This is a genomic window from Mesorhizobium sp. BR115XR7A (genome assembly GCF_020165315.1).
Taxonomy (GTDB): domain Bacteria; phylum Pseudomonadota; class Alphaproteobacteria; order Rhizobiales; family Rhizobiaceae; genus Mesorhizobium; species Mesorhizobium australicum.
On record NZ_JAIUHW010000012.1, the window covers coordinates 197298 to 219441 of the forward strand.

Annotated in this window: 27 protein-coding genes and 1 tRNA gene; 11 read left to right on the plus strand and 17 right to left on the minus strand. The window is 60.6% G+C overall.

The window, feature by feature from the left end:
• Window positions 1-67 precede the first annotated feature (67 nt).
• Window positions 68-625 carry a dihydrofolate reductase family protein gene (locus tag LB557_RS24575; protein ID WP_015317574.1) on the plus strand — a complete coding sequence of 186 codons (558 nt, stop codon included), beginning with the start codon at window positions 68-70 and terminating at the stop codon, window positions 623-625.
• A gap of 23 nt (window positions 626-648) precedes the next feature.
• On the opposite strand, the gene recJ is transcribed toward LB557_RS24575, so the two are convergent.
• From recJ to LB557_RS24610, 7 genes are all read right to left on the minus strand, one after another.
• Window positions 649-2430: a single-stranded-DNA-specific exonuclease RecJ gene (recJ, locus tag LB557_RS24580; protein ID WP_015317573.1), complete on the minus strand. Its 1782-nt coding sequence runs from the start codon at window positions 2428-2430 to the stop codon at window positions 649-651.
• A gap of 219 nt (window positions 2431-2649) precedes the next feature.
• Window positions 2650-3633 (minus strand): class II fructose-bisphosphatase, encoded by a 984-nt coding sequence (gene glpX, locus LB557_RS24585; RefSeq protein ID WP_224642450.1) that lies wholly within the window; start codon window positions 3631-3633, stop codon window positions 2650-2652.
• Window positions 3634-3835: 202 nt separating this feature from the next.
• Complete coding sequence (locus tag LB557_RS24590) at window positions 3836-4003, minus strand: Thivi_2564 family membrane protein (protein WP_015317571.1); 168 nt, start codon at window positions 4001-4003, stop codon at window positions 3836-3838.
• A gap of 69 nt (window positions 4004-4072) precedes the next feature.
• On the minus strand, window positions 4073-4429 hold the full coding sequence (locus LB557_RS24595) for a hypothetical protein (RefSeq protein ID WP_140723655.1): 357 nt from the start codon (window positions 4427-4429) through the stop codon (window positions 4073-4075).
• A 128-nt stretch (window positions 4430-4557) separates the two neighbouring features.
• Window positions 4558-5871 (minus strand): homoserine dehydrogenase, encoded by a 1314-nt coding sequence (locus LB557_RS24600; protein ID WP_015317569.1) that lies wholly within the window; start codon window positions 5869-5871, stop codon window positions 4558-4560.
• A 37-nt stretch (window positions 5872-5908) separates the two neighbouring features.
• Window positions 5909-7126: an LL-diaminopimelate aminotransferase gene (locus LB557_RS24605; RefSeq protein ID WP_015317568.1), complete on the minus strand. Its 1218-nt coding sequence runs from the start codon at window positions 7124-7126 to the stop codon at window positions 5909-5911.
• Window positions 7127-7170: 44 nt separating this feature from the next.
• Complete coding sequence (locus LB557_RS24610; protein ID WP_015317567.1) at window positions 7171-7563, minus strand: hypothetical protein; 393 nt, start codon at window positions 7561-7563, stop codon at window positions 7171-7173.
• A 98-nt stretch (window positions 7564-7661) separates the two neighbouring features.
• Between LB557_RS24610 and phaC the strand changes: the two genes are divergently transcribed.
• From phaC to LB557_RS24630, 4 genes are all read left to right on the plus strand, one after another.
• Window positions 7662-9497, plus strand: a complete 1836-nt coding sequence (gene phaC / locus LB557_RS24615) for a class I poly(R)-hydroxyalkanoic acid synthase (protein WP_140616115.1) — start codon at window positions 7662-7664, stop codon at window positions 9495-9497.
• 215 nt (window positions 9498-9712) lie between these two features.
• Entirely contained in the window at window positions 9713-10954 is a 1242-nt protein-coding gene (locus tag LB557_RS24620) for a YcbK family protein (protein WP_224642448.1), read from the plus strand.
• Window positions 10955-11200: 246 nt separating this feature from the next.
• Window positions 11201-11275: transfer RNA gene (locus LB557_RS24625), tRNA-Glu, on the plus strand.
• 18 nt (window positions 11276-11293) lie between these two features.
• Window positions 11294-12097 (plus strand): hypothetical protein, encoded by an 804-nt coding sequence (locus LB557_RS24630; RefSeq protein WP_224642446.1) that lies wholly within the window; start codon window positions 11294-11296, stop codon window positions 12095-12097.
• A gap of 38 nt (window positions 12098-12135) precedes the next feature.
• Here the strand turns inward: LB557_RS24630 and LB557_RS24635 are convergent, their stop codons facing one another.
• The 3 genes from LB557_RS24635 to LB557_RS24645 form a co-directional block, all read right to left on the minus strand.
• Window positions 12136-12567: a hypothetical protein gene (locus LB557_RS24635; RefSeq protein WP_224642444.1), complete on the minus strand. Its 432-nt coding sequence runs from the start codon at window positions 12565-12567 to the stop codon at window positions 12136-12138.
• A gap of 97 nt (window positions 12568-12664) precedes the next feature.
• The gene (locus LB557_RS24640; RefSeq protein ID WP_224642442.1) at window positions 12665-12928 is read right to left on the minus strand and encodes a hypothetical protein; all 264 of its coding nucleotides are present in this window, start codon (window positions 12926-12928) and stop codon (window positions 12665-12667) included.
• A 178-nt stretch (window positions 12929-13106) separates the two neighbouring features.
• Window positions 13107-13463, minus strand: a complete 357-nt coding sequence (locus LB557_RS24645; protein WP_224642441.1) for a hypothetical protein — start codon at window positions 13461-13463, stop codon at window positions 13107-13109.
• Window positions 13464-13598: 135 nt separating this feature from the next.
• Between LB557_RS24645 and LB557_RS24650 the strand changes: the two genes are divergently transcribed.
• The 3 genes from LB557_RS24650 to LB557_RS24660 all read left to right on the plus strand — a co-directional run bounded on the left by LB557_RS24650 (window position 13599) and on the right by LB557_RS24660 (window position 14777).
• Window positions 13599-13835, plus strand: a complete 237-nt coding sequence (locus tag LB557_RS24650) for a helix-turn-helix domain-containing protein (protein ID WP_224642439.1) — start codon at window positions 13599-13601, stop codon at window positions 13833-13835.
• Window positions 13836-13907: 72 nt separating this feature from the next.
• Entirely contained in the window at window positions 13908-14459 is a 552-nt protein-coding gene (locus LB557_RS24655; RefSeq protein ID WP_140663818.1) for a hypothetical protein, read from the plus strand.
• Between the two features lie 21 nt (window positions 14460-14480).
• Window positions 14481-14777 (plus strand): hypothetical protein, encoded by a 297-nt coding sequence (locus LB557_RS24660; protein ID WP_224642437.1) that lies wholly within the window; start codon window positions 14481-14483, stop codon window positions 14775-14777.
• Between the two features lie 616 nt (window positions 14778-15393).
• Here the strand turns inward: LB557_RS24660 and LB557_RS24665 are convergent.
• Entirely contained in the window at window positions 15394-15633 is a 240-nt protein-coding gene (locus tag LB557_RS24665) for a hypothetical protein (RefSeq protein ID WP_224642436.1), read from the minus strand.
• A 78-nt stretch (window positions 15634-15711) separates the two neighbouring features.
• Complete coding sequence (locus LB557_RS24670; protein WP_224713110.1) at window positions 15712-16572, minus strand: RNA ligase family protein; 861 nt, start codon at window positions 16570-16572, stop codon at window positions 15712-15714.
• A gap of 86 nt (window positions 16573-16658) precedes the next feature.
• Here LB557_RS24670 and LB557_RS24675 point away from each other — a divergent pair, with 86 nt between their 5' ends.
• Window positions 16659-16847 carry a hypothetical protein gene (locus tag LB557_RS24675; protein WP_224713111.1) on the plus strand — a complete coding sequence of 63 codons (189 nt, stop codon included), beginning with the start codon at window positions 16659-16661 and terminating at the stop codon, window positions 16845-16847.
• A gap of 623 nt (window positions 16848-17470) precedes the next feature.
• Here LB557_RS24675 and LB557_RS24680 read toward each other — a convergent pair.
• A complete protein-coding gene (locus tag LB557_RS24680) occupies window positions 17471-17692 on the minus strand; it encodes a hypothetical protein (protein WP_224713112.1) in 222 nt (73 codons plus the stop codon).
• A gap of 380 nt (window positions 17693-18072) precedes the next feature.
• Between LB557_RS24680 and LB557_RS24685 the strand changes: the two genes are divergently transcribed.
• Both LB557_RS24685 and LB557_RS24690 read left to right on the plus strand, forming a co-directional pair.
• Entirely contained in the window at window positions 18073-18474 is a 402-nt protein-coding gene (locus LB557_RS24685; RefSeq protein WP_411970571.1) for a hypothetical protein, read from the plus strand.
• A gap of 51 nt (window positions 18475-18525) precedes the next feature.
• A complete protein-coding gene (locus tag LB557_RS24690; protein WP_224643955.1) occupies window positions 18526-18723 on the plus strand; it encodes a hypothetical protein in 198 nt (65 codons plus the stop codon).
• Window positions 18724-18846: 123 nt separating this feature from the next.
• Here LB557_RS24690 and LB557_RS24695 read toward each other — a convergent pair whose 3' ends face one another.
• The 4 genes from LB557_RS24695 to LB557_RS24710 all read right to left on the minus strand — a co-directional run.
• Window positions 18847-19554 carry a hypothetical protein gene (locus tag LB557_RS24695; RefSeq protein ID WP_224643956.1) on the minus strand — a complete coding sequence of 236 codons (708 nt, stop codon included), beginning with the start codon at window positions 19552-19554 and terminating at the stop codon, window positions 18847-18849.
• Window positions 19555-19565: 11 nt separating this feature from the next.
• A complete protein-coding gene (locus LB557_RS24700) occupies window positions 19566-21287 on the minus strand; it encodes a hypothetical protein (protein ID WP_224713114.1) in 1722 nt (573 codons plus the stop codon).
• On the minus strand, window positions 21284-21712 hold the full coding sequence (locus LB557_RS24705; RefSeq protein WP_224713115.1) for an HK97 family phage prohead protease: 429 nt from the start codon (window positions 21710-21712) through the stop codon (window positions 21284-21286). The genes LB557_RS24700 and LB557_RS24705 overlap by 4 nt, the downstream gene beginning before the upstream one ends.
• A 48-nt stretch (window positions 21713-21760) precedes the next feature.
• On the minus strand, window positions 21761-22144 hold a 384-nt coding region (locus LB557_RS24710), incomplete at its 5' end, for a hypothetical protein (RefSeq protein WP_224713116.1).

The window sequence follows — 22144 nt, forward strand, 5'->3', positions numbered from 1 at the left end:
CTCAGGGCAAACTGATTGCCAAACGCAATTGGTTATGGTGTCTGCGTCGCTTGAGGCGGAGGTGCCGATGGCCAGGATTGTCTATTCCATGCTGACGTCGTTGGACGGCTATATCGCCCGATCGAACGGGGACATCGGCTTGCCAGTGCCCGAGGCGGAACTGCACCAGCACTTCAACGACATGATGAGGCAGGCTTCCGCCGTGCTCGCCGGACGGCGCATGTACGAAACCATGCGCTTCTGGGACAGCCCTGAACGCGAAACCGGCGCCACCGAGGTCGAGCGGGATTTTGCCCATGCATGGCGCGAAACGCCGAAGATCGTCTTCTCGACCACGCTTCGGCAAGTCGGGCTCAATGCCCGGCTGGTGGATGGCGATGCGGAGGATGCGGTACGATCTCTCAAGGCGCAGGCCGATGGCCTCGTCATCCTTGGCGGCGCCGACCTTGCCGCCTCTCTGGCACGAGCCGGCCTCATCGACGAATACCGGCTCTATATGCATCCCGTGGTGCTGGGTGGCGGCAAGCCATATTTTGAATCCGGCCTGTCGCTGGCGTTGACCCCGCTCGGCACGCAAAGTCTCCCCCAGGGCGTGACATTGCTGCGTTATGCGCCGGCCGGCTGAATTGCGCGGGTTTCCGGCGCGCCCTACGCCCGCGCGGCGTCGATGATGCGAAACTGCACCGTACGGTTGCCGTTCCAGTAATTGCCCGACAGCGAGCCGGCGACATGCACCGTCTTGCCGCGGTTCTTGGAAAGGAACTCGCCAAGCACCGTATCGACGGCGCGAAAGGCGATCGCCTGGATGCGGCCGCCGCTCTCCGACTGTAAATCGGCGCGAATATGGTTGGTGCCGACCGGCCTGATGTCGGCCAGCCGATGGCGCGGCAGCACGAAAACAGGCGCGACATGCCCGGCACCGAAGGGCCCCGCCTTTTCCAACGCATCGAGCAGGCCGAGCGTCGCGCCTTCGGCGGCAAGCGCGCCGTCTATCGCCAGGCTTTCCTCATCCTGCAACCTGAAAACGTCGGCGGCTGCCCGCTCCTCGAAGAAGGCCCTGAGCTCACCCAGTCTTGCCCGCTCGACGGTGATGCCGGCAGCCATGCCATGGCCGCCGCCCTTGACGATGAGCCCGGCATTGGCGGCTTCGCGCACCAGCCGGCCAAGGTCGAAACCCGACACCGAACGGCCCGAGCCCGTGCCGGTGCCGTTGGCGTTGAAGGCGATGGCAAAGGCCGGCCGCCGTGCGTGATCCTTCAGTCGTGAGGCAAGCAGGCCTACGATGCCGGGGTGCCAGCTGTTGCTGGCGGTGACGACGATCGCCGGGCCGCTGCCGCCCGCGAGCTCGGCATCGGCTTCGGCGCGCGCGGCGGCGAGCATCTCCTGCTCCATCAGCTGCCGCTCCTGGTTCAGCCGGTCTAGCGTCTCTGCGATGGTCTGCGCCTCGACGGGATCGTCCGTTGCAAGCAGCCGGCTGCCGAGTGCCGCATCGCCAATGCGCCCGCCCGCATTGATGCGCGGACCGATCAGATAGGCGAGATGGAAGGTGCTGATCGGCTCGCCAACGCGCGACACTCGTGCCAGCGCGGCCATGCCTTCATTCTTCTGCTGTCGCGCCACTTGCAAACCCTTGACGACGAAGGCGCGATTGACGCCCGTGAGCGGCACCACGTCGCAGACGGTGGCAAGCGCCACGAGATCGAGCAGGGAAAGCAGGTCGGGCGGCGTGACATCGCTCAGGCCACGCAGCACCTTTGCGGTCTGGACCAAAGCGAGGAACACGACACCGGCGGCACAGAGATGGCCCTGTCCGGAAAGGTCGTCGTCGCGGTTTGGATTGACGACGGCAATTGCCGCAGGCAAGACGCCGCCGACCTGGTGGTGGTCGAGCACCACGACATCGGCGCCGGCGGCATTGGCCGCGTCGATCGAAACGGCGCTGTTGGTGCCGCAATCGACTGTGACGATCAGCGTCGCGCCGCGCGATACCAGTTCGCGCATGGCATCGGGATTGGGACCGTAGCCCTCGAAAATACGATCCGGGATATAGATTTCGGACGGCACCGAGAAATGCGTGAGAAACCGCTTCAGCAAGGCCGACGAGGCCGCGCCATCTACGTCGTAATCGCCGAAGATCGCAATTTTCTCCCGCGCCATGACGGCGGCGGCGATGCGGATAGCGGCCTTGTCCATATCGGTCAGCGAGGCCGGGTTCGGCAACAGGTCGCGGATCGTCGGGTCCAGAAACCGCTCGGTCTCATCGGCGGCCACGCCGCGTCCGGCAAGAACGCGCGCGACGATGTCGGGCACGCCATGACCCTGTGCGATGGCGAGCGCGATCATGTCCTGCCGTTCGGTCAGCCGGTGCTCCCAGGAGAGACCGGTTGCCGACTGCCTGACATCGAGGAAGAGGCGCCTTTCGCCCATCATGCGCTTTGCCAACTCATGGTTGGCGGCAGGATAAGCCAAAGGCCGCGGGAGACTTCAAGAAAAACTACGCTTTCCGCCTTTCAGCCGTGCACCCACCGTTCGCTGGCCGCCCGAGACATCAGAGGCCGCATGCCGATCAGGCGGTGTCATCGTTAAACCCTTGCCGCCATCGGAGGCAGCCAGATGGCTAACAACTGCGGCCCGGCTTCGCAAGCAAGTCTAGAACTTATCCAGATCCTGGTGCCTGGCCTTGATCTCGCGCACGGTCCGCGATGACGATCGCAGCACGATCGTGTGGGTGGTGATGTATGTGCGGCCGAACTTGACGCCAGCCAGCATATTGCCATCGGTGACACCGGTGGCCGCGAACAGCACGTCGCCACGCGCCATGTCTTCCGCTTGATAGATCCGCTTCGGATTGGAAATGCCCATCTTTGCGGCACGTGCGACCTTTTCCGGCGTATCGAGGATCAGCCTGCCTTGCATCTGGCCGCCGGTGCAGCGCAACGCCGCAGCGGCCAGCACGCCTTCCGGCGCGCCCCCGGTGCCGAGATAGATATCGATGCCGGTTTCTTCCGCGTCCGTGGTGTGGATGACGCCGGCGACGTCGCCGTCGCCGATCAGCCGGATCGCGGCGCCCGTGGCGCGCACGGCATCGATCAGCTTGGCGTGGCGCGGACGGTCGAGAATGCAGGCCGTGATGTCGGACACAGCAACGCCCTTCGCTCGCGCAAGGCTGGCGACGTTTTCGGCCGGCAAGGCTTCGATATCGATGACTCCGTCGGCGTAACCGGGACCGACCGCGATCTTGTCCATGTAGACGTCGGGCGCGAACAGCAGGCCGCCCTTCTCGGCGATCGCGATCACGGCGAGCGCGTTCGGCAGGTTCTTGGCGCAGATCGTCGTGCCTTCGAGCGGATCAAGCGCGATATCGACCGCGGGCCCTTTGCCGGTCCCGACCTCCTCGCCGATATAGAGCATCGGCGCCTCGTCCCGCTCGCCCTCGCCGATCACCACCGTGCCCTTGATCGCGAGGCGGTTGAGCTCCTCACGCATGGCATCGACGGCGACCTGGTCGGCAGCCTTTTCGTCGCCGCGGCCGCGCAGCCTGGCGGCCGCGACCGCGGCCCGTTCGGTGACGCGCACCAGTTCCATGGTGAGTATCCGGTCAAGGCCGGCGACGATGTTCTGGGCCACATTCATTCGACAAATCCTCGTTTGATGCCGCCTCCCGCCAAGAGGCGTGCTTGTTTTGTCAAACGACCATGACAACGGCAAGACCTGCCGGATGGTTTATCGAAAGGATAGCAATATCAATCGATTGAACCGAATTTTTGAAAACAATGCCGGCCCGGTTTGGGATCAACCGGGCCGGCACGAAACAGAAATTGCCGTCTTCGTGGTCCTAGAAAACCGCGAGGTATTTGAGCAGCGAAATAATGCCGATGATGATGACGATGACCTGGACGATCTGCCTCATCCTGGCGTCGAGCGGCAGCCGCTGCACCAGGTAGAGAACGAGAATGATGACCAGAAATGTAATCAGGATGCCGATTAACACGGACGAAGCCATAATGCCCTCCTTAAATGACTTGCTGAAACGGAGAAATGAGCCGGCATTGCCGGCTCAATATCGGCGCGGTCAATACCAGCGGCGCGACGTGTCGTTCATCGACTGGCCGACGGCAATCCCGGCCAGAAAGCCGAGCAGGCCGATCACGCCAAGCACGGCTGTGGTCGTGCCCGGATTTTCACGCGCGACTTCCGAAACGGACTGGGCCTGGCTGCGCAACTGCTGCGCTGTCCGCGAGGCGCGGGAAGCGGCAGTATCGTAGAAATCCGATGCTTGCTCACTGGCATCATCGAGCATTTCCGCGCTGCGCTGCGAAATGCTCTTGTTGATCTTGGTGATCTCCTTGCGCAGGTCGGCGATCTGCTTTTCCAGCGTCTTCTGGATGTCGCCGATGTCAGGGGCGTCGGATTTGTTGGTATCGGCCATGAAGCAGCTCCCTTGGTTGCTGACCAAGAGAACGGTACCGACGCCAATTCGTTCCGGCGGCAGCTGGATGTCCTCACCGAACCGAGATACACCGCCGATGGTTATGCCCACGGCAACGAGGCTGCCTGCTACCCTGCCCGCTCGATGCGGATGACCTGTGGCTTGTCGGTCAGATGGCCGTCCTTGGTGATGCCGTCGACAGCCTTGCGCACGGCGGCCTCGGTGGTCTCGTGGGTAACGAGGATCACCGTCTTCTGCGCCGCCGCCTCGCCGCTGACCGCATGCTGGACAATCGATTCCAGCGAAATATCGTTGTCGGCCATGCGCTTGGCGATCGCCGCGAACACGCCGATGCGGTCGTGCACGGTCAGCCGGATGAAGTAGCCGCCGGCATGGCTGCGCATCTGCGCCTTCTTATACGGTCTCAGCTCCTTCGCCGGCCGGCCGAAGACGGGACCATGCTGGAAGCCGGGCCGGCTCTTGGCGATGTCGGCGATGTCGCCGATGACCGCCGAGGCGGTGGCATTGCCGCCGGCGCCGGGGCCCGAGAGCAGCAACTCGCCCAGGATATCGGTCTCGATCGCCACTGCGTTGGTGACACCATGCACCTGCGCGATGACCGAAGCAGTCGGCACCATGGTTGGGTGCACACGCTGCTCGATGCCGCTTTCGGTGCGCTGGGCGACACCGAGCAGCTTGATCCGGTAGCCGAGATCGCCGGCGGCACGGATGTCGGCCTGGGTAATGTTAGAAATGCCTTCCATGTAGATGTCGTTGGCGGCGATTTTGGTGCCGAAGGCAAGGCTGGTCAGGATCGACAGCTTGTGCGCCGTGTCATGGCCCTCGATGTCGAAGGTCGGGTCGGCTTCGGCATAACCCAGCCGCTGCGCGTCCTTCAGCACGACGTCGAAGGAGACGCCCTCGGCCTCCATGCGGGTCAGGATATAGTTGCAGGTGCCGTTGAGGATGCCGAAGACACGAGTGACGGAATTGCCGGCCATCGCCTCGCGCATCGTCTTGATGACCGGGATGCCGCCTGCCACCGCGGCCTCGTAATTGAGCAGCACGCCCTTCTTTTCAGCGATTTCGGCAAGCGCCACGCCATGCTTGGCAAGCAGCGCCTTGTTCGCGGTGACGACATGGCGGCCGGCTTCGAGCGCGGCCTTCACCGAGGCGCGCGCCGACCCCTCATCGCCGCCGATCAGCTCGACGAACACGTCGATCTCGGCGGTCTGCGCCATCTTGACCGGATCGTCGAACCAATTCGCGGAGCTCAGATCGATGCCACGCTCGCGTTTCCGGTCGCGTGCGGAAATCGCCGACACGATGATGTCGCGCCCGCATTGGCGGGTCAGTTCCGCCGCCTTGTCGCGCAACACGCGCGCCACCGATGCACCGACCGTGCCAAGTCCAGCAATTCCAACACGCAGTGCTTCAGCCATGGAAGGCGACGCCCCTCAAATAAGATCGAATTTGTATTTACCGGTGGGCGGACAGCGGCACCACATTGTTGGGCTGCTTGGCGCTGGCCGACAGGAAGCGCTTGATGTTGCGTGCCGCCTGGCGAATCCGGTGTTCGTTCTCGACCAGTGCTACGCGCACGAAATCGTCGCCATGTTCGCCGAAGCCGACACCGGGCGCCACCGCCACATCGGCGTGCTCGATGAGCAGCTTGGAGAATTCGAGCGAGCCCAGATGACGGAACGGCTCAGGGATCGGCGCCCAGGCGAACATCGAGGCCGCGGGGGCCGGAATGGTCCATCCCGCGCGGCCGAACGCATCGACCATCACGTCGCGGCGTTTGTGATAGATGTCGCGCACCTCGGCGATATCGGCGCCGTCGCCATTGAGCGCGTGCGCCGCCGCCACCTGGATCGGCGTGAAGGCACCGTAGTCGAGATAGGATTTGACCCGGGTCAGCGCCGAGATCAGCCGTTCGTTTCCGACGGCGAAGCCCATGCGCCAGCCGGGCATGGAGAAGGTCTTCGACATCGAGGTGAACTCGACGCAGACGTCGATGGCGCCCGGCACCTGCAGCACGGAAGGCGGCGGATTGCCGTCGAAGTAGATTTCCGAATAGGCGAGGTCGGACAGGATGATGATGTCGTTCTTCTTGGCGAAGGCCACCACGTCCTTATAGAAATCGAGCGAGGCGACCAGTGCCGTCGGATTCGATGGATAGTTGAGGATCAGCGCCAGCGGCTTCGGGATCGAATGGCGGACGCCGCGCTCGAGCGCCGGAATGAAGCCGTCATCGGGCTCGACTTGCAGCGAGCGGATGACCCCACCCGACATGATGAAGCCGAAGGCATGGATCGGATAGGTCGGGTTGGGGCACAGGATCACGTCGCCGGGCGCGGTGATCGCCTGCGCCATGTTGGCGAAGCCTTCCTTCGAACCGAGCGTGGCCACCACCTGGGTGTCGGGGTTGAGCTTCACGCCGAAGCGGCGGGCATAGTAGTTTGCCTGGGCGCGGCGCAAACCGGGAATCCCGCGCGACGAGGAATAGCGGTGCGTGCGCGGATCGCGCACGACCTCGCACAATTTGTCGACGATGGCCTTGGGCGTCGGCAGGTCCGGGTTGCCCATGCCGAGGTCGACGATGTCGGCGCCCCGCGAACGGGCGCTCGCCTTGAGCCGGTTGACCTGCTCGAACACGTAAGGCGGAAGCCGGCGGACCTTGTGAAATTCTTCCATGGCAGTTCCAGACAGCAAGGGAGCGTTGGGCGCGCGCTATATACTCATTTGCAGGTAGGGTCGAGGGCGGGGTCGCATTTGCCTTCGATCTGCTTCAGGGTCTGCGGACCATGTTTCTTGGCGAGATCGGTCAGCGCCGCCTGGTTGGTGACGGCCGCGCCGCCGCCCTTGGCGCCCTGCCCGTTCTCGTCGGCCTTCAACTGGGCGAGCTTGGCTTTCTTCTCGGCCTCGGTGAATTGTTTCGCCGCCACCTGCGGCGGGATGTTGAGGTTCGGAAAGGTGCCGGTGTCCTTCGGGCCCGCGTCGGTGGCCATCGGCACCGGACCGCTGGTATTCGTGCTCGAGCATCCGGCAACGGCCAGGAGCATGAGGGCCGCGCTGATGCGGCAAAAGTGGCCGGCACCGAAAAAAACAGTCTCGCCAAACTTAATCGTCATATTGTTTCCTTGGCAGCCGGGGTAGAGCGAGATTGGACCCTGTCGGATGTCCCATGTTAATATGTCAAGAAAACGCTTCCGGAGGAACCCCGCGAACCATGTCCAAAACACCCGATTCGGGCAAAGCGGAAGATGGCGGACCTTCGACGGTCGAGCAATATCTGGTGAAGGACCCGGAACGCTTCGCGCTGAACATGGCGCGGATGATCGAGCAGGCTGGCAAGGCGGCTTCCGCGTGGGCCGAACCGCGCGAAAAAGGTGAGGTGCGCGACCAAGTCGCCGAGCCGGTGGTCGACATGGTCAAGACCTTCTCCAAGCTCAGCGAATACTGGCTCGCCGATCCGCAGCGGGCGCTCGAAGCGCAGACGCGGCTGTTCGCCGGCTACATGACGGTTTGGGCGAACGCCATCCAGCGCGTCAGCCCCAATGCCGAAGGCGCCGACGATGCCGTCAAGCCGGAGCGCGGCGACAAGCGGTTCCAGGACCCGGAATGGGGCCGCAACGCCTTCTTCGACTTCTTGAAACAGGCCTATCTGGTCACCTCGCGCTGGGCGTCCGAACTGGTCGACCATGCCGAAGGCCTGGACGAGCATACCCGCCACAAGGCGAGCTTCTACGTCAAGCAAGTATCCAACGCCATCTCGCCGTCCAATTTCATCCTGACCAATCCCGAACTGTTTCGCGAAACCGTCGCCTCCAACGGCGAAAACCTGGTGCGCGGCATGAAGATGCTGGCTGAGGACATCGCCGCCGGCAAGGGCGACCTCAAACTGCGTCAGGCTGACTATTCACCCTTCGAGATCGGCAGGAACATCGCCACCACGCCCGGCAAGGTGGTCGGCCGCAGCGATGTCGCCGAGATCATCCAGTATGATGCGGCGACCGAGACGGTGCTGAAGCGCCCGCTGCTGATCTGCCCGCCTTGGATCAACAAGTTCTACATACTCGACCTCAACCCGCAGAAATCCTTCATCCGCTGGGCGATCGAGCAAGGCCACACCGTTTTCGTCATCTCCTGGATCAATCCGGATGAACGCCACGGCGCCAAGAACTGGGAAGCCTATATCAGGGAAGGCCTGCAATACGGCCTCGACACGATCGAGAAGGCGACCGGCGAGCGCGACGTCAATGCTATAGGCTACTGCGTCGGCGGCACGTTGCTGGCGGCGGCCTTGGCGCTGATGGCTGGGGAAGGCGACGACCGCATCAAGTCGGCGACCTTCTTCACCACACAGGTCGACTTCACCCATGCCGGCGATCTGAAAGTGTTCGTCGACGAGGAACAGGTCGCGGCGGTGGAAAAGTCGATGAACGAAAAGGGCTATCTCGACGGCACCAAGATGGCGACCGCCTTCAACATGCTGCGCTCGGGTGACCTGATCTGGCCCTATGTTGTCAACAACTACATGCGCGGCAAGGACCCCCTGCCCTTCGACCTGCTCTACTGGAACGCCGATTCGACCCGCATGGCGGCGGCCAACCACTCCTTTTACCTGCGCAACTGCTATCTCGAGAACAACCTCTCGCGCGGCACGATGCAACTGGCGGGCCACACGATCTCGCTCGGCGATGTCACCATTCCGGTCTACAATCTCGCCTCCCGGGAAGATCACATCGCGCCGGCTCTGTCCGTCTTCCTCGGCTCGAAATATTTCGGCGGCCCGGTCGAGTACGTGATGGCGGGATCGGGCCATATAGCTGGCGTCGTCAATCCGCCCGCATCCAACAAATATCAGTACTGGACCGGCGGTCCGCCGAAGGGCGACTTCGACCAGTGGATAGCCTCCGCCACCGACCATCCGGGATCCTGGTGGCCGCACTGGCAAGGCTGGATAGAGGCCAAGGACAACACCCGTGTGCCTGCCCGCAAACCCGGCAAGCATATGAAAACCTTGGGCGATGCTCCCGGGACCTATGTCAAGGTGCGTGTGTAACGGACTGTAATGTCTGGTGAGTTGACGCCCCCGCAAAAGCGGGCGAAATGGTGTCGTCAACCATCAAGCGGCCGCAATTCGGCAATCGCTGCAAAAATACTTACAGGCTTGCTGATTTGACACAGGTCTCGTTTCCGGATCGGAGACAAAGGTCCACCTGACGCGGACATACCAGTCGGCGCCAGGTATATACCGATCGGACACCGAGGGGGAATTTGACTTTGAAATCAGCAGGATGGAGCCTCGCAAAGGGAGAACGCCGCGCCATTGTGGCAGCGCTCTGCTCCATGCTTCTGGCCTCCTGCACATCGGCTGGCGATCCGACAATGTCGGTTGGAATGCCCGGCTATAATGCTTCCGCATCGGACCTCCACGCCGCCTCCGCGGGCAAGCCTCTCGCCGCTGATTCGTCGTCGCAAGTGGCGACAGAGCAGACGACCGTGATGAGCGAAAGCGACACGGCACTCCCCGAAAAGGTTGCTTACGTACCGATTGCCAAGCCTGGGGCCACTTTCCCGCTCACCATACCGGCCGGCGCGGAAACGATCGCGGGACAGACGCCGCAGTCCTTGCAGCAGCCGGTACAGACGGCGCAGCAGACAGACGCGGTCGCCCAGAAGATCGCCGCCGCCGCCGCCACCGCGCCGACGCCAGCCGCGGCACCGGTGATGAACAATCCGGTGTACGTGACCGCCGGCGAGGCACCGCAAGCCGACGCGCCGAAGAAAAAAGGCTTCCTGGCGTCGATGTTTGGCGCCACCCCGGCTTCGGCGACGCCTGCTCCGCTGGTCAACACCCGATCGGGCGAACAGCCTGCCGTGCAGCCCAAGCCTGCTCCGCCCGCGGCAAAACCGATCATCACTTTGGCCTCTGCTGATTCCACGCAGAAGCCACTGCAACTGGCTTCACTTGGCGGCGATGCCGGTCACATCACCGGCAGCGACGCCTTGCCCGGCGTGCGCCAGACGGCCCTGTTCGAGATCAAGCGCAAATCCGGCCTCGACGATGAAAGCGACGTCGACCTCAACGAGGACGAAGGCTCGGGCGGCTCCTATCAGGTTGCCTCCGCCGCCGGCATGGCTCGGCTCGCGCCCAACGGTCTCTTGAAGCAGAATGAGAGCGTCGACGTGGCTTGCCTGAAGCCGTCCCTTGTGCGCGTGCTGAAGACGATCGAAGGCCATTACGGCCGCAAGATGATGGTGACCTCGGGCTATCGCGATCCGGCCCGCAACCGTCGCGCCAACGGCGCCAAGAATTCGCTGCACATGTATTGCGCCGCCGCCGACATCCAGGTGCCCGGCGTCTCCAAGTGGGAGCTTGCGAATTACATCAGGACCATGCCCGGCCGCGGTGGCGTCGGCACCTACTGCCACACCGAATCGGTTCATGTCGACGTCGGCCCCGAGCGCGACTGGAACTGGCGCTGCCGCCGGCGCAGCGGCGGTGACGACGGCTAGCGGCGATTTGTCGGGCCGGAGCCTGTCAGCGGCGAAGGCCGCGACTTCGTCATCCACGGGCAGAGCAGGAGCGAAGCTCCGTCGCGAACACCCGAGGATGCCGGGGCGCCTGACGTCACCGCAAATTGCAAGCTCTTCCGCCCCCGCGAAAACGCTGATTTGGCAGGTCTGAAAAAAGTTGTCCAAGGCGGCACCTAACGGGTTGCCGGTTGCACACAACGCCAGTATAAGCCGCTTCGTCTGAGCGCGCCCATCGTCTAGCGGTTAGGACACCGCCCTTTCACGGCGGTAACAGGGGTTCGATTCCCCTTGGGCGTACCAGATTTTTCAGACACTTAGATGCTGCCAAAGTTATTTAGACGAATATCCGTCGAATATACGCCCCTGAACTTTCACGAACTAATCGGATTTGAAAAAATGCAGTCGAGGCCTCTGGACGCTCAGGAACTATACGTTCGTATCGGGCACCACCTGTCGATAATGCCCGTCGATCTTGAGCGGTATACTCCCGAGAATGAGATCTGGATTAGCAAGGCTGTCGCCTTGATCAAGGCAGCTGGGGATCCGCGCGACACAGCCGAGGTCAAAGCGGCTGCAACAAACTACCGTGGTACTCCTAGCTATTATGGAAAGACGTTCTGGGGAATCATGCAGCGTGCACTGGCATCAGCTGAGTTGGCAGCACCGGCATCGTCGGCCGGAGCTTTCCTGCCAGTTGGCAGCCAAATGGATGCCATGTCCGCGATTAGCAAGATCTTCAAAGAGGCACAAGCCAAGGTGCTAGTCGTTGACCCGTATATGGATGAAGTGATCCTGACTGATTTCGCTGCCATGATACCAGAAGGCGTGCAGCTGAATCTACTGTCAGATTCAGCGTCGGTAAAAGGCACCGTTGCACCAGCGGTAAGGCGCTGGACGTCGCAGTATGCTGCGAAGCGACCAATCGAAGCCCGCACCACCCCTCCACGCGCGCTTCACGATAGACTTATAATCGTCGACGACAACAAGGTCTGGAGCGTTAGCCAATCGTTCAAGGATCTCGCTGCAAGGTCGCCTGCGTCTATCGCGTTGGTTCCAACAGATGTCGCGATGCTGAAGGTCCCCGCGTATGCAGACATCTGGACAACTGCGACGCCGCTTTGAAAGCAGAAGGCCCGCCACCATGAGGCAGCGAGCGCAAACTATGTCCTACACTTAGCTCGACCCGTCTCGGTGAGCCCGGCGTATCCCCTCTCGCGCTGGATAAGCCCTCGCTTCTCTAGAAGTGCCAGAGTTCGGGACGGGTTGAGGTGATGTTCAACCCATTCGGGTGTTCGCCGCTTATAGCGTTCGCCGACCTCCCATCTCGATTGGCGGACCAATCCCCGGTCAATGGCCTTCAATAGAAGGGCGCGCTTATCCCCCTCTCTTGCCAACCGATCGACATGGGCAGCTCGCACGGCGGAAGCTTCATCGCGGCGGCGCTCTACATCCTGCATGTCGGTCGAAAGCGAATAAGCCCGCTCAAGAATGCCGGAGATCGACCAGAGCGAGCGCTCGTCTTCGCGCTCCAGCTCAATCGAGCGAATCGCTTTGAGCAATAGGAGTTGCTTCGTTCCCAATCCGCGCGACATGATGCCTCTGGCTCTAAGTGTAGGACATAGTTGTCCACTCTGGCAAAAGGCCCGGCAAGCTGAAGCCGCCGGGCCAAATTTATCAACCAGTTTTCAGTTAATTCACTCTTGCGCTACCGGTCGGGCCGAAAAGCACCTCATCACTGATTTCGGTGTGCTTTACCGTGGCCTGTGACATTGCGAGCATCGTTTCGAACGTCACGACGAACTTGGCCACACACACGCGCTCCTGGCTCCCATCATAAGCGCGCTGATTGGCGAAGTAGGAAACGCGAAAGAGGTTCTTTGAAAGCTCCTCGACGCGGCCTACGCCCTGCACGAACGTGTCCTGCACGACGCAGGGCTCCACCATCTCCGTCATGGCTGCTGCCCCCCTTCCACATGGTATTTTGCGATCAGCGCTTTCCGCGACATTGAGACGAAGTCAGGATTCGTCTCCTTCGCCAAGTCGTAGCGTCGAAGCAATTCGGCCAGCGATACCGTTCCGGCCCTCACAGCAGTGCCGCGCCCAGTCGGTGTGGTTCGGACGAAGGGCGCGTTCATACCGCCACCTCATTCCCTGCGATCCAAGCTTCCCGCGTGCTGGCTAGCCAAGCCTTGATCTCGTCCGGCGATGCGCCTTCACTTTGCATCGACAGCACGCTGTCTAACCGCTGGTGTATCGCCCATCGAAGGCGCTCGGCGACTTCGGGCGGCAATGTATCAAGCAAGGCTTCAATGCGGCGCTTTCGGGCCTCGTGGCTTGGGGGCGTGATCAGGAGCGCGAGTGCTGCTGGTACGGCTGCTGTTGCGGCAGCCATGGCCGGTAGAGAGGCGAGACCGGCAAGGATGAGCCGGCGGGTTATGTTGGCAGCAGGCATAGCTTCGCCGGCCGCTGAAGCGGTGATTTTATTCAACACGGGATTGCCCCCCTTGGGCTTGGCGGCGTGATTGCCGCAGGGGCAACGTGGGCCACACGCTCTCATGCTGTCAATAAATTTTTTATACTTCTGGCATAAAATGATTGGATAAGCTATCACTAAGGGATGGAAATGACACCTGATCAATGCCGGGCTGGACGCGCACTCATAAAGTGGACGCAGCAGCAGCTCGCGGACGCGGCTGGGATAGGAATCGCGACTCTCACCCTGTTCGAAAGTGGGTCTACCGACCCTCGGCCGGCAACCATCCAGGTCTTGCAGCGCGCCCTCGTCGACGCTGGCATTGTTCTTCTCGGTGACGGTGAGATGATCCAGGGCGGCGCTGGCGTGAGGCTTCGGAAGGCCTAAAGGCGCAAGTTCGCTTGCACGCGTGCTGGAGTTGCGCAAGTATTGGCGGATTGACTGGGGGAGCATAGTGCTGTGGGTTGGGGAAAATTCCTGTGGTTTGCACTAGTGATTGTCGCTGGCGATGCAGAAGCTCAAACCCTTCAGGGCATCGAAAACTGTCGGCAGTTGGTAAACGGCGCGGACCGGCTGGCGTGCTACGACGGCCTAGGAACGAGCGCGCCATCGGTAGAAACAGGCCAAAAATCTGCGGCCCCCGTTACTCTCGCCAAAGCTCGATTCAACATCCAAGCCAAAAATTACGAACAGCAGATTTTCAACCCTCGGATTGAACTGCATATGTCATTTACCAATTCTACGGCCAAGAGAGTATCGGCCCTGGCTTTGGTAGTGTCCATCAAAGATGCGTTCGGCGATGTAGTCCTAAGCGGTGACAGTAAATTGGATGTCAACATCGGGCCGGGCGCGACCGAGACAAGCCCCACCTTCCTAATTTGGGAGGACAACCAGTTCCTTAACGACGATCCCTACAGCAAGATGGTTGGCCCCGTAGATGCGGGGACCGCAACGGCCGAGATCGCAATCAAGAAGGTAGTCTACCAAGACGGAACAGTTGAGTCCTACTAACCAAAAAGGGGGAGGGAAAACATGCCGCACATCGAGCGCATCGAGAAACGTAAGCGTGGTTTCTTCGGAATGATTTTCTGGTGGATGTTCCTGGCCTTCAACGCTCTGATGGGGCTGTGGATATTCTACGCGATCAAGATATCGAGCGCGCATTTCCAAGCGACGGCGGACGCTGCAGCACAGGCCGGCACTGCCATCGGCGGAACCCTCGCAGTCGGTATGCTGCTTTGGCTTTGGCTATTCGGCGACATCATTCTCGGTTTGCTGGTCGCGCTTTCCCGAGGGAAGAAAATCACCATCGAGCGGACTGTCGCCTGATGACAACCAAGATTGAAATACAGAGCCAACAGAATTTCACTGGCGCCGGCAGCTTTTCGAGCGGTGGGGTCCTGCTGTGGTTGCAGGCCGGGTTACGGCAAAAGGCACTGACGCACACTTGGCGCCAATGACGGATTGAAGCGTCCAGTTCTTGCCCAATAAACGAGGCCCCTATTCTTTTCCCCGCCTAATTTTGGTCAGTGCTTGCACTCCTGCCTTGATTGCGCGATTGCTCAGTTAGGGCAACAATTGGGGCGGGGTTGCGTGATACCGATGCGTCGGATCATCGCGCACGGCGATGGCATGATCACAGACTTATTTCTCACAGCGGTCGCTGCGTTTTCTATTCTGATTCCACTCTACTTCATCCTCAAATGACAGGCGTCGGCTCCAGTTTCGCCGTGAACAAACCGGGGATTCACAGATTCGCGCGACGGGTATATGTTGCCCGGTATGGAAACCGCTTTCGATGATCTCGCCAGCGCCTTGAAAGCCCCTCAAATGGGCCAGGGGAGCCGCTACAGCGCGTTTGCCCTGAAGATGGCAGCGAACTTGCTCTTGGGCTTCGCAATCGGCCTAGGAATCGCGATAGGGCACGCTGTAGCGGGGTGAGCGGTCACTCGGTCATACCCAGCACCGGCCCGGTGGTATTCCACTGGATGAACTCGACTTCCTTCCCCGTCACTTCCCGCACAGCCTTCAACAGCGCCTCATGCAGGGTCCGCGTGGCGCGGTAATGCTCGCAGTGCGGCGATATAAACGGCTTTATGATGCTTTTGTGCAGCGCTTCCGCCGCGACGAGAAAGCGCTCGATTTCAGCCTGGGAAAGCTGTTTTGATGGTTTGGACCTAGCCATTGGCGATCTCCGTTTTAGGGGTTCGCCGCAACGAAAGGATTATATTCCTCGCCCGCATCCGCTTGCAAGACGGTGCCGTTATTTTTCCCGAAAGTCCTTCAGAGAGGCGTGACGTAGCTTCTCCTCGCCTTTCAGGAACCGCACGCGGCCGACCAGACCGGGCTTTAGCCATTCTGCCTTGTCGCTCTTAAGACCCTTCGGAGCAGGTCCGCCGACCTTCCCTTGCACGCGGTCCCATAGCGCCTGCCGTTTGTGAGCCTTGAACGTGACGAAGGCGCCACCGGCATAGCGGCCCTTGTCTGCCATAAGTACCATCGCGGGTTTGCCCGCCTCGCGTTGAACGCCAATGATGTCCATTTCCTTTTCGGCATAGCACTTGATCTTGCGCCAGTTCATCGTCGGCCCGCTGCGATAGGTGCTGTCCTTGCGCTTTGAAACCATGCCCTCCAGGCCGGCTTGGTCGACAAGGTGATAGACGGCAGCGCCGGTCCCAGGCATAGCTTCGCTGAACTGGATGCGGCCACTAGCCGGGATCAATGCCTGGAGAATTTCGCGACGGTCTTCCACCGGCATGTCGCGCAAATCGTGGCCGTTGAGGTGCAGGAGATCGAACGCCACCAGATACAGGTCGCGAGATGGCGTTCGGCTGGTGACGGCTGACTGCATTGCATGGAAGTCAGACAGGCCAGCTTCGTTGATGGTGATCGCCTCGCCGTCGATGATGAAGTCTTTCGCCTCGATCGCCGCTGCTTCGCCGGCAAGTTGGATATATCGGCCGGTCCAGTCGTACCCATTCTTGGTGATCAACCGAATCCCATCGTCATCCTTTATGACTTGGGTCCGATACCCGTCGAATTTAATTTCGTGGATCCAATCATCGCCTTGTGGCGGGGTATCGACCAGTTCGGGCTCCATTGGCTTAATGAACTTCAGACGCATCAACTCACTCACGCAAACCGTCGATTCAATAAGCTTTAGCTAAAATGGTTCCGGAACTTTTACCATGCCGGGATGTTGCTGGCCCCATGACGAAGCCTTCTGACCTTGGACCGCCCATCAAGGGCAAGCCGCACGAGCCCTCCGACGAGGACGACCATTTCTATAAGTGCAAGATCTGCGGCCAGCCCGTCGACATGCGCGATCTGCGCCAGGTGATGTGGCACGAACAGCCTCGGCATGAGCGCCTGAGGCCCGAAGTCGTCACACGCTCCTGAAACGCAAAAGCCCAAACAGTCCCGCTCTCCACCCCGTGGGCCCGCCTCCTGGCAGTACGGGGCAAGGAAAAACGGGCCCGGCCAGGGGGGACATCCTGACCAGCAGCACGGGGAGCTGCCACGTATCGAACTTGCCGAGAAATACCAAGTTCCCACATGCGCACAAAATGCCCGCCGGCCGGAGCCAGCGGGCAGCTGACAGAAGTGGAGAACCGCCGGAGTACCCGGCTGGCTCCCGAACCTTTGACTCTGACGTATGTTCCATTGAGGCCCGCACCCCACCCCACTGTAGAGCGCGGGCCGGCCAGCGTCGCGAAAGACCCGGACGCGCCGCCGGCTCTTCACCCGAACTTGCGACCAGTCGAGCTGTTCCCGAACACTAAAAGCCCGCTGGCTCCGGCCGGCGGGCTGCTTTGATGATGCTTGTGTGGATCGGTTAGCCGGCCGACTTCGAGATGACGATCACTTGGGCCGCGATGCTGCCCAGACGCTCACGCTTCTTCAGTTCTGGCTTTTCATAGGTCTTCTTCATAATGGTCCTCCCCGGTTGTCCTCGGCAGAGAGAAAATTGCCTTGCGAAGGGGAGCGTTGTCAACCGGTACGAGGGGTCGAAGGAAGACCAGTCAGTCCGCCAACCCGGCATCGTGGTGGACGATCGCATCAAGGACCGCCTCATAGACGCTGCCGGTGTCCTCCTCGATCTCAGTGCTGCTGATGCCGACCTTTTTGGCATCGGCGAAAAGCTTTTGTGTCAGTTCGGCGACTGAGATGACATCCGCACCGACTGTCCCCGGAACGTTGGACCGGATCCACTGGTCGAGGAAGTCAGTGCCTCGGGTGCTCATCCGAACCAACCGAACGTAAGGCTGACCATCGCCACCGCAACCATTACCGCGATCGGTACCGCCGCGAGCAGGGCCGCTTCTAAAACTCGAGTTTCTTTATCCCTGAACATTAGGCGCGCCTCATACAAGCTTCTTTGAAGCTAACAAGTCGTAGGCCCATGATTCGGTTCCCCTTAAGGCAGACAGAACGAAGTGGCCCGCTGCACGAGGGGAAAGCAGCGGGCCGGTGCGCCACGGGCGGGAGATGAGTATGGCGCCTGCGGGTCGAACTTGGGCCAATCCAACTTGTTCCCGAGCCGTGCCGCCCTTTTTTAGCAGTGCCTAATCAAATCTGGACTCTCCCCCGCAACGGACGCATTGTCCCATCGGGAGTGAAGGGCTTGGGAAAAGGCCATCATTACAGAGGTGCTGGTGCTGATCAGCCGAGGCGCGCGAGCGTGCGGCGCCGAAGGTCATGGCGGTGGCAGTACATCCTCCCGCTCGTAATGGTGCCGCTTGCGGCTTTCCTTACTGTGAACCCCAGCGGTCTCGATACAGTCGTGAAGTTCATACCGACCAAATGGCTTGGCAGCTTGGACGTCCCTGATCCCTCATCGCTGCTGCTTGCGGGCGGCAATTGCAACATCAAGGGCAACATCTCGATCAACACCGGCGAGCACATCTACCACGTCCCCGGCCAAGAACATTATTGGGAAACGAGGATCAGCCCTGAGTATGGCGAACGCTGGTTCTGCAGCGAAGCCGAGGCGCAAGAGGCTGGCTGGCGTAAAGCAAGACGGTGAGACGGCGGCACGTTAACTGGTTGTTGGCCGATCCTCGATTAGCATCCGCTGATGGAAACCTCTTTTGACGATCTCACCCATGCCGTGAAGGCTCCACAAAAGAGCCCCAGGCTCGGCATTGCGCTGGCGGCCGTTGCTTTCCTCGCCACCTGTGCCGGTGTCGGCTTCGCGATCAAAACCATGGATCACAAAGAGGCCCAACTGCCGGCCATCGATATCGGTCAGATCCTCCACCCGGGCGTGGTTTGAGAGGGTTGCCGCCGCTGCCGGTACATCCGTGGTCAGCGACGGCAGGCGTCGAACGAGGCCTGGAAAGGCCACGCGAACGCCAATACGATGCCGCACGAGGCGACGAAGGCGAGGAAGGGCAACCTATGGCCCGAAGCTGATCGCGCCACCAATGTTAAGCTTGGACGACGCAAGTGTCAGCGTGAGGTCATCTGTCGTTGTCGCACTGGTTGGTGCGATATGGCATGCCACAATACGGTAATTTCCTGACCCGTCCGTAACATCAGCGTCCTCAACCACGGCGTCACCCCCAGTCCAGCTTTCGGTATAGCCCGTAGCCGGTGGCGAACAGATACCAATGGCCACAACGGCGCCCCCGACTGCTGTTGCGATGTCATTGAGAGCAATCGTGGTGGCGGTGACCGCAGAAGAGGCTACTTCGTCAACCGGCGTGTTAGATTGCCCACGAAGAACCCAAACGAACAAATTACAAGCGTTTGCGAGAGCGCTCGCGTTGCTCACGATATTGGCTGTCGCGAGTGCGCCCGGCTTGCACCGCCAAAACTCTATGTAACCTGCTGCTGCGCCGACTGCGAGTAGAGCGCCCGGACCCCACAAGGTGCAAACCGTGCCGTTTACCGTGACATTGGTAGATGTGGAACCGAACGAGCTTTCACGCACGAGACCAACAAGAACGATGTCGCTGGCATCCGTCGTTGCGATAGGGACGCTCGCCCAAGTGCCCACACCCGATGAATAAACAGAATTGTTGTTCCCGATATAGGTGATCGGATCGGCTAGTGGGCTCGGAGCAGGGTTGTTTCCGTACATCTGGCCGGTGGACATTAACATCGGTCGGTCTCCTATCGTTCAAACATGGCGATCGAATACGGTTCGATGGTCGATCTCGCGATATCGCGAGCGCCGGCCGTGACGTCGATCACGGCGCCCTGGATCTGATCATCGATGTTGATGCAGTCGACTTCATCTTCGCCACCGCCGTGGATCATGAGATCCGACAGGAAATCAGACAAATTTCGGAGGTCGCCGGTTCCCGATACATTGAACCGGCGCCGCTGGGGCACCGCAAAATTATCGGTCGTGATGACGGTATCGCTGATCGCGTCGTAGACGTGGCGCCATGGTGACAGCTCAAGTGGCTTCGAAACCGTTTCCGTCGTGCCATCGTCCAGATTGGTAAAATAGTAGTGGTCCGAGTCTTGCGTGAAGAACGTATCATCGAACCTGTTCAGCGTCGGGTCGCCGTCGCCGCGTGGTGCTGAAGCTGCCGGGAGTTGGTAAGGCACGGTGACAGTCCAAATGGTCGCGCCAGTGCCGCCGACCTTGATGGCCTGGGCGTTGTCATTCCAGACAATCAAATTGCTATCGTAGAAAACGACATATCTCAGATTGTCGCTGAACGTTGCCAACGTGGTCGTTGTCAGGACGAGGCCCTGAGCGTTGATTACCAGCTTGTAGAGCGACGTTCCCGCGCACACATAGACGTCAGCGTCACTGTCCCGAATGGTGCCTACGGTGATGCTCTCTGGCAGTCCCCGGCTATCCCAGAAGCTACCGGAGAGGCTGACGCGCGTCATCGTGTTGGCGTCGAACCTGAAGACCGAGAAGTAGCCGATATGGAAGCTGCTGGCGATCAGGAGGCCGGAGGAATGGCCAAACTGCAAGACTGCCGCCGCATTCAACAGTTGCCCTGCGTCTCCGATCGCAGCACCTTCGCTGATGGATGTTCCCGTCACCGGGTCAAGCATGATCGGGAAAGTGCCGCCGGCTGGACCGGGGACAAAACCAAACGCCACGAGGCGATCCATGATCGGGACGTAGGCAAGGAAGTTTTCGGTCATGCCGCTATACGCTCGTCCAAGGCCGCTGATCGCAATCGCGTAAATTTCTCGCAAGCCGGAGATCGAGAATCGTCTAATTTGGCCGCTATCATTCGAGACGCCATAGAATTCCTGAGCGTCCCAGTCTGCCGCAGCGACGGTGTTGATCGGGTCCGAGAAAAAGGTCTGAAAGTTTTCGACTTGGGGGTCCGTCGACGGATCTTGAATCCATTCCGCTTCGAAGACAGGAGGAGATCCGATGGTGAAGATATCGAAATTGCGAAATACGATGTCGAGATAGCCGCGATGGGCCGAAACGTTGTTGGTGCCTTCCTCGCTGACCTGGGAAGGGTCGCGGCCTTGCGTGCTTCGGCCATCGTAGACGCGGAAGTTGACGCCGGGGGCTCGATAGCCGGTCGAGGAATCATAGATCAGCTTCCCCTGAGCCCATATCCTGCGGACACCCCATGTCGAGTTCGGGACTAGAGGACGAGCAAAACGCAGCCGCGCCGTCATGGCGCTGGTCGTCGTGGTGACTTGATCAAACCACTCCATATGCGTTTCGGTGACGGTGAGGATTGGTGCCACCCAGATATAAGCAGCCGGCAAGCGGGCCTTGCCCCATACCACCGGGATTGTCTGGCCGTAGGCCGATGTCGGAAGCGTCGTTTGAACGGGCGACGGCTCCGCGACGGTAGGCGATGCCGGCGGGCCACCGAGATAAAGGACAGGCCTTGTGATCATGCTGTTCCCGCCGTGAATGAGAGAATACGCGCCATCGGATTTGCCGGCTCAGTCACCAGTGAGATTTCCGGTACAGCAAGCACGCGCCGACAAAAGCGGCCATTGGTTCCTGCAATTTGGCGGATCTCTCCGATGAGTGGCGCGCCAAGCGATAAACCGGTGAATTCGCCAGTTTCGATCTTCGCGGACGCCTGCCTGCCACCGGCAGACTTCAAATCGAGCCGGCCAATTGCCAGGAGGCCGATGTCATCCTCGCGGAATTCAAGCCAGTCGCCGATTTCCGAGCCTTCGTGCATCATAAGCATCTTGGGTCTGAAGCCCTGTCGGATCAGATCCATGAAGGCGCCATGGCCGATGACGTCCTCGTCATGGGCAGCGACTCCGTAAGCTGTAGCGTGGCCGGCGAACATCGGTGACATCATCATGCGCTCGCTGCTGCCCTGTCCGAATCGCGGGGTGTTTTGCTCATGGCGTCAAATCCTGCCGCAGCGGCCGAGTAGCGCGAGATCGTTCATGTATCCGCGCATTTGCCCATGCTTCGATGCGGGGAACCGCACTGGCCAGGCTTGAAACTCCTCCCAAAGTTCGCAAAAGGCGATCGCGGAAGGCTCCCGGAACACATCCAGCCAACCAGCCGGAGCGATGAATCGATCCCACGCCTCGCCGACCCCACCGCGCATCCAATCGGGCTTGATCAGCCGTTCTTGCGCAGCAACATGGGCGTTTTCTGCAGGGCCGTGCCGATCGGAGCGATAGGTGCCTTCGACAAGACGCAAACCGTGCGGCAGTGGTCGCTTTCCTCGCCTCATAATTAGGCCTCTCAGAGTTTTAATTTGCCATTGTGAAAGATTTGGATC

Excerpts from the sequence above, each read along its gene's own strand:
- LB557_RS24575 (WP_015317574.1), top strand. The coding sequence starts at position 68 with ATGGCCAGGATTGTCTATTCCATGCTGACGTCGTTGGACGGCTATATC.
- recJ (WP_015317573.1), bottom strand. The coding sequence starts at position 2,430 with ATGATGGGCGAAAGGCGCCTCTTCCTCGATGTCAGGCAGTCGGCAACC.
- phaC (WP_140616115.1), top strand. The coding sequence starts at position 7,662 with ATGTCCAAAACACCCGATTCGGGCAAAGCGGAAGATGGCGGACCTTCG.
- LB557_RS24670 (WP_224713110.1), bottom strand. The coding sequence starts at position 16,572 with ATGCGTCTGAAGTTCATTAAGCCAATGGAGCCCGAACTGGTCGATACC.
- LB557_RS24695 (WP_224643956.1), bottom strand. The coding sequence starts at position 19,554 with ATGTTAATGTCCACCGGCCAGATGTACGGAAACAACCCTGCTCCGAGC.
- LB557_RS24700 (WP_224713114.1), bottom strand. The coding sequence starts at position 21,287 with ATGATCACAAGGCCTGTCCTTTATCTCGGTGGCCCGCCGGCATCGCCT.
- LB557_RS24595 (WP_140723655.1), bottom strand. The coding sequence starts at position 4,429 with ATGGCCGATACCAACAAATCCGACGCCCCTGACATCGGCGACATCCAG.
- LB557_RS24590 (WP_015317571.1), bottom strand. The coding sequence starts at position 4,003 with ATGGCTTCGTCCGTGTTAATCGGCATCCTGATTACATTTCTGGTCATC.
- LB557_RS24665 (WP_224642436.1), bottom strand. The coding sequence starts at position 15,633 with ATGGCTAGGTCCAAACCATCAAAACAGCTTTCCCAGGCTGAAATCGAG.
- LB557_RS24610 (WP_015317567.1), bottom strand. The coding sequence starts at position 7,563 with ATGACGATTAAGTTTGGCGAGACTGTTTTTTTCGGTGCCGGCCACTTT.
- LB557_RS24640 (WP_224642442.1), bottom strand. The coding sequence starts at position 12,928 with ATGACGGAGATGGTGGAGCCCTGCGTCGTGCAGGACACGTTCGTGCAG.
- LB557_RS24600 (WP_015317569.1), bottom strand. The coding sequence starts at position 5,871 with ATGGCTGAAGCACTGCGTGTTGGAATTGCTGGACTTGGCACGGTCGGT.
- LB557_RS24690 (WP_224643955.1), top strand. The coding sequence starts at position 18,526 with ATGGAAACCTCTTTTGACGATCTCACCCATGCCGTGAAGGCTCCACAA.
- LB557_RS24680 (WP_224713112.1), bottom strand. The coding sequence starts at position 17,692 with ATGAGCACCCGAGGCACTGACTTCCTCGACCAGTGGATCCGGTCCAAC.
- LB557_RS24660 (WP_224642437.1), top strand. The coding sequence starts at position 14,481 with ATGCCGCACATCGAGCGCATCGAGAAACGTAAGCGTGGTTTCTTCGGA.
- LB557_RS24650 (WP_224642439.1), top strand. The coding sequence starts at position 13,599 with ATGACACCTGATCAATGCCGGGCTGGACGCGCACTCATAAAGTGGACG.
- LB557_RS24635 (WP_224642444.1), bottom strand. The coding sequence starts at position 12,567 with ATGTCGCGCGGATTGGGAACGAAGCAACTCCTATTGCTCAAAGCGATT.
- LB557_RS24605 (WP_015317568.1), bottom strand. The coding sequence starts at position 7,126 with ATGGAAGAATTTCACAAGGTCCGCCGGCTTCCGCCTTACGTGTTCGAG.
- LB557_RS24705 (WP_224713115.1), bottom strand. The coding sequence starts at position 21,712 with ATGATGATGTCACCGATGTTCGCCGGCCACGCTACAGCTTACGGAGTC.
- LB557_RS24630 (WP_224642446.1), top strand. The coding sequence starts at position 11,294 with ATGCTGCCAAAGTTATTTAGACGAATATCCGTCGAATATACGCCCCTG.
- glpX (WP_224642450.1), bottom strand. The coding sequence starts at position 3,633 with ATGAATGTGGCCCAGAACATCGTCGCCGGCCTTGACCGGATACTCACC.
- LB557_RS24675 (WP_224713111.1), top strand. The coding sequence starts at position 16,659 with ATGACGAAGCCTTCTGACCTTGGACCGCCCATCAAGGGCAAGCCGCAC.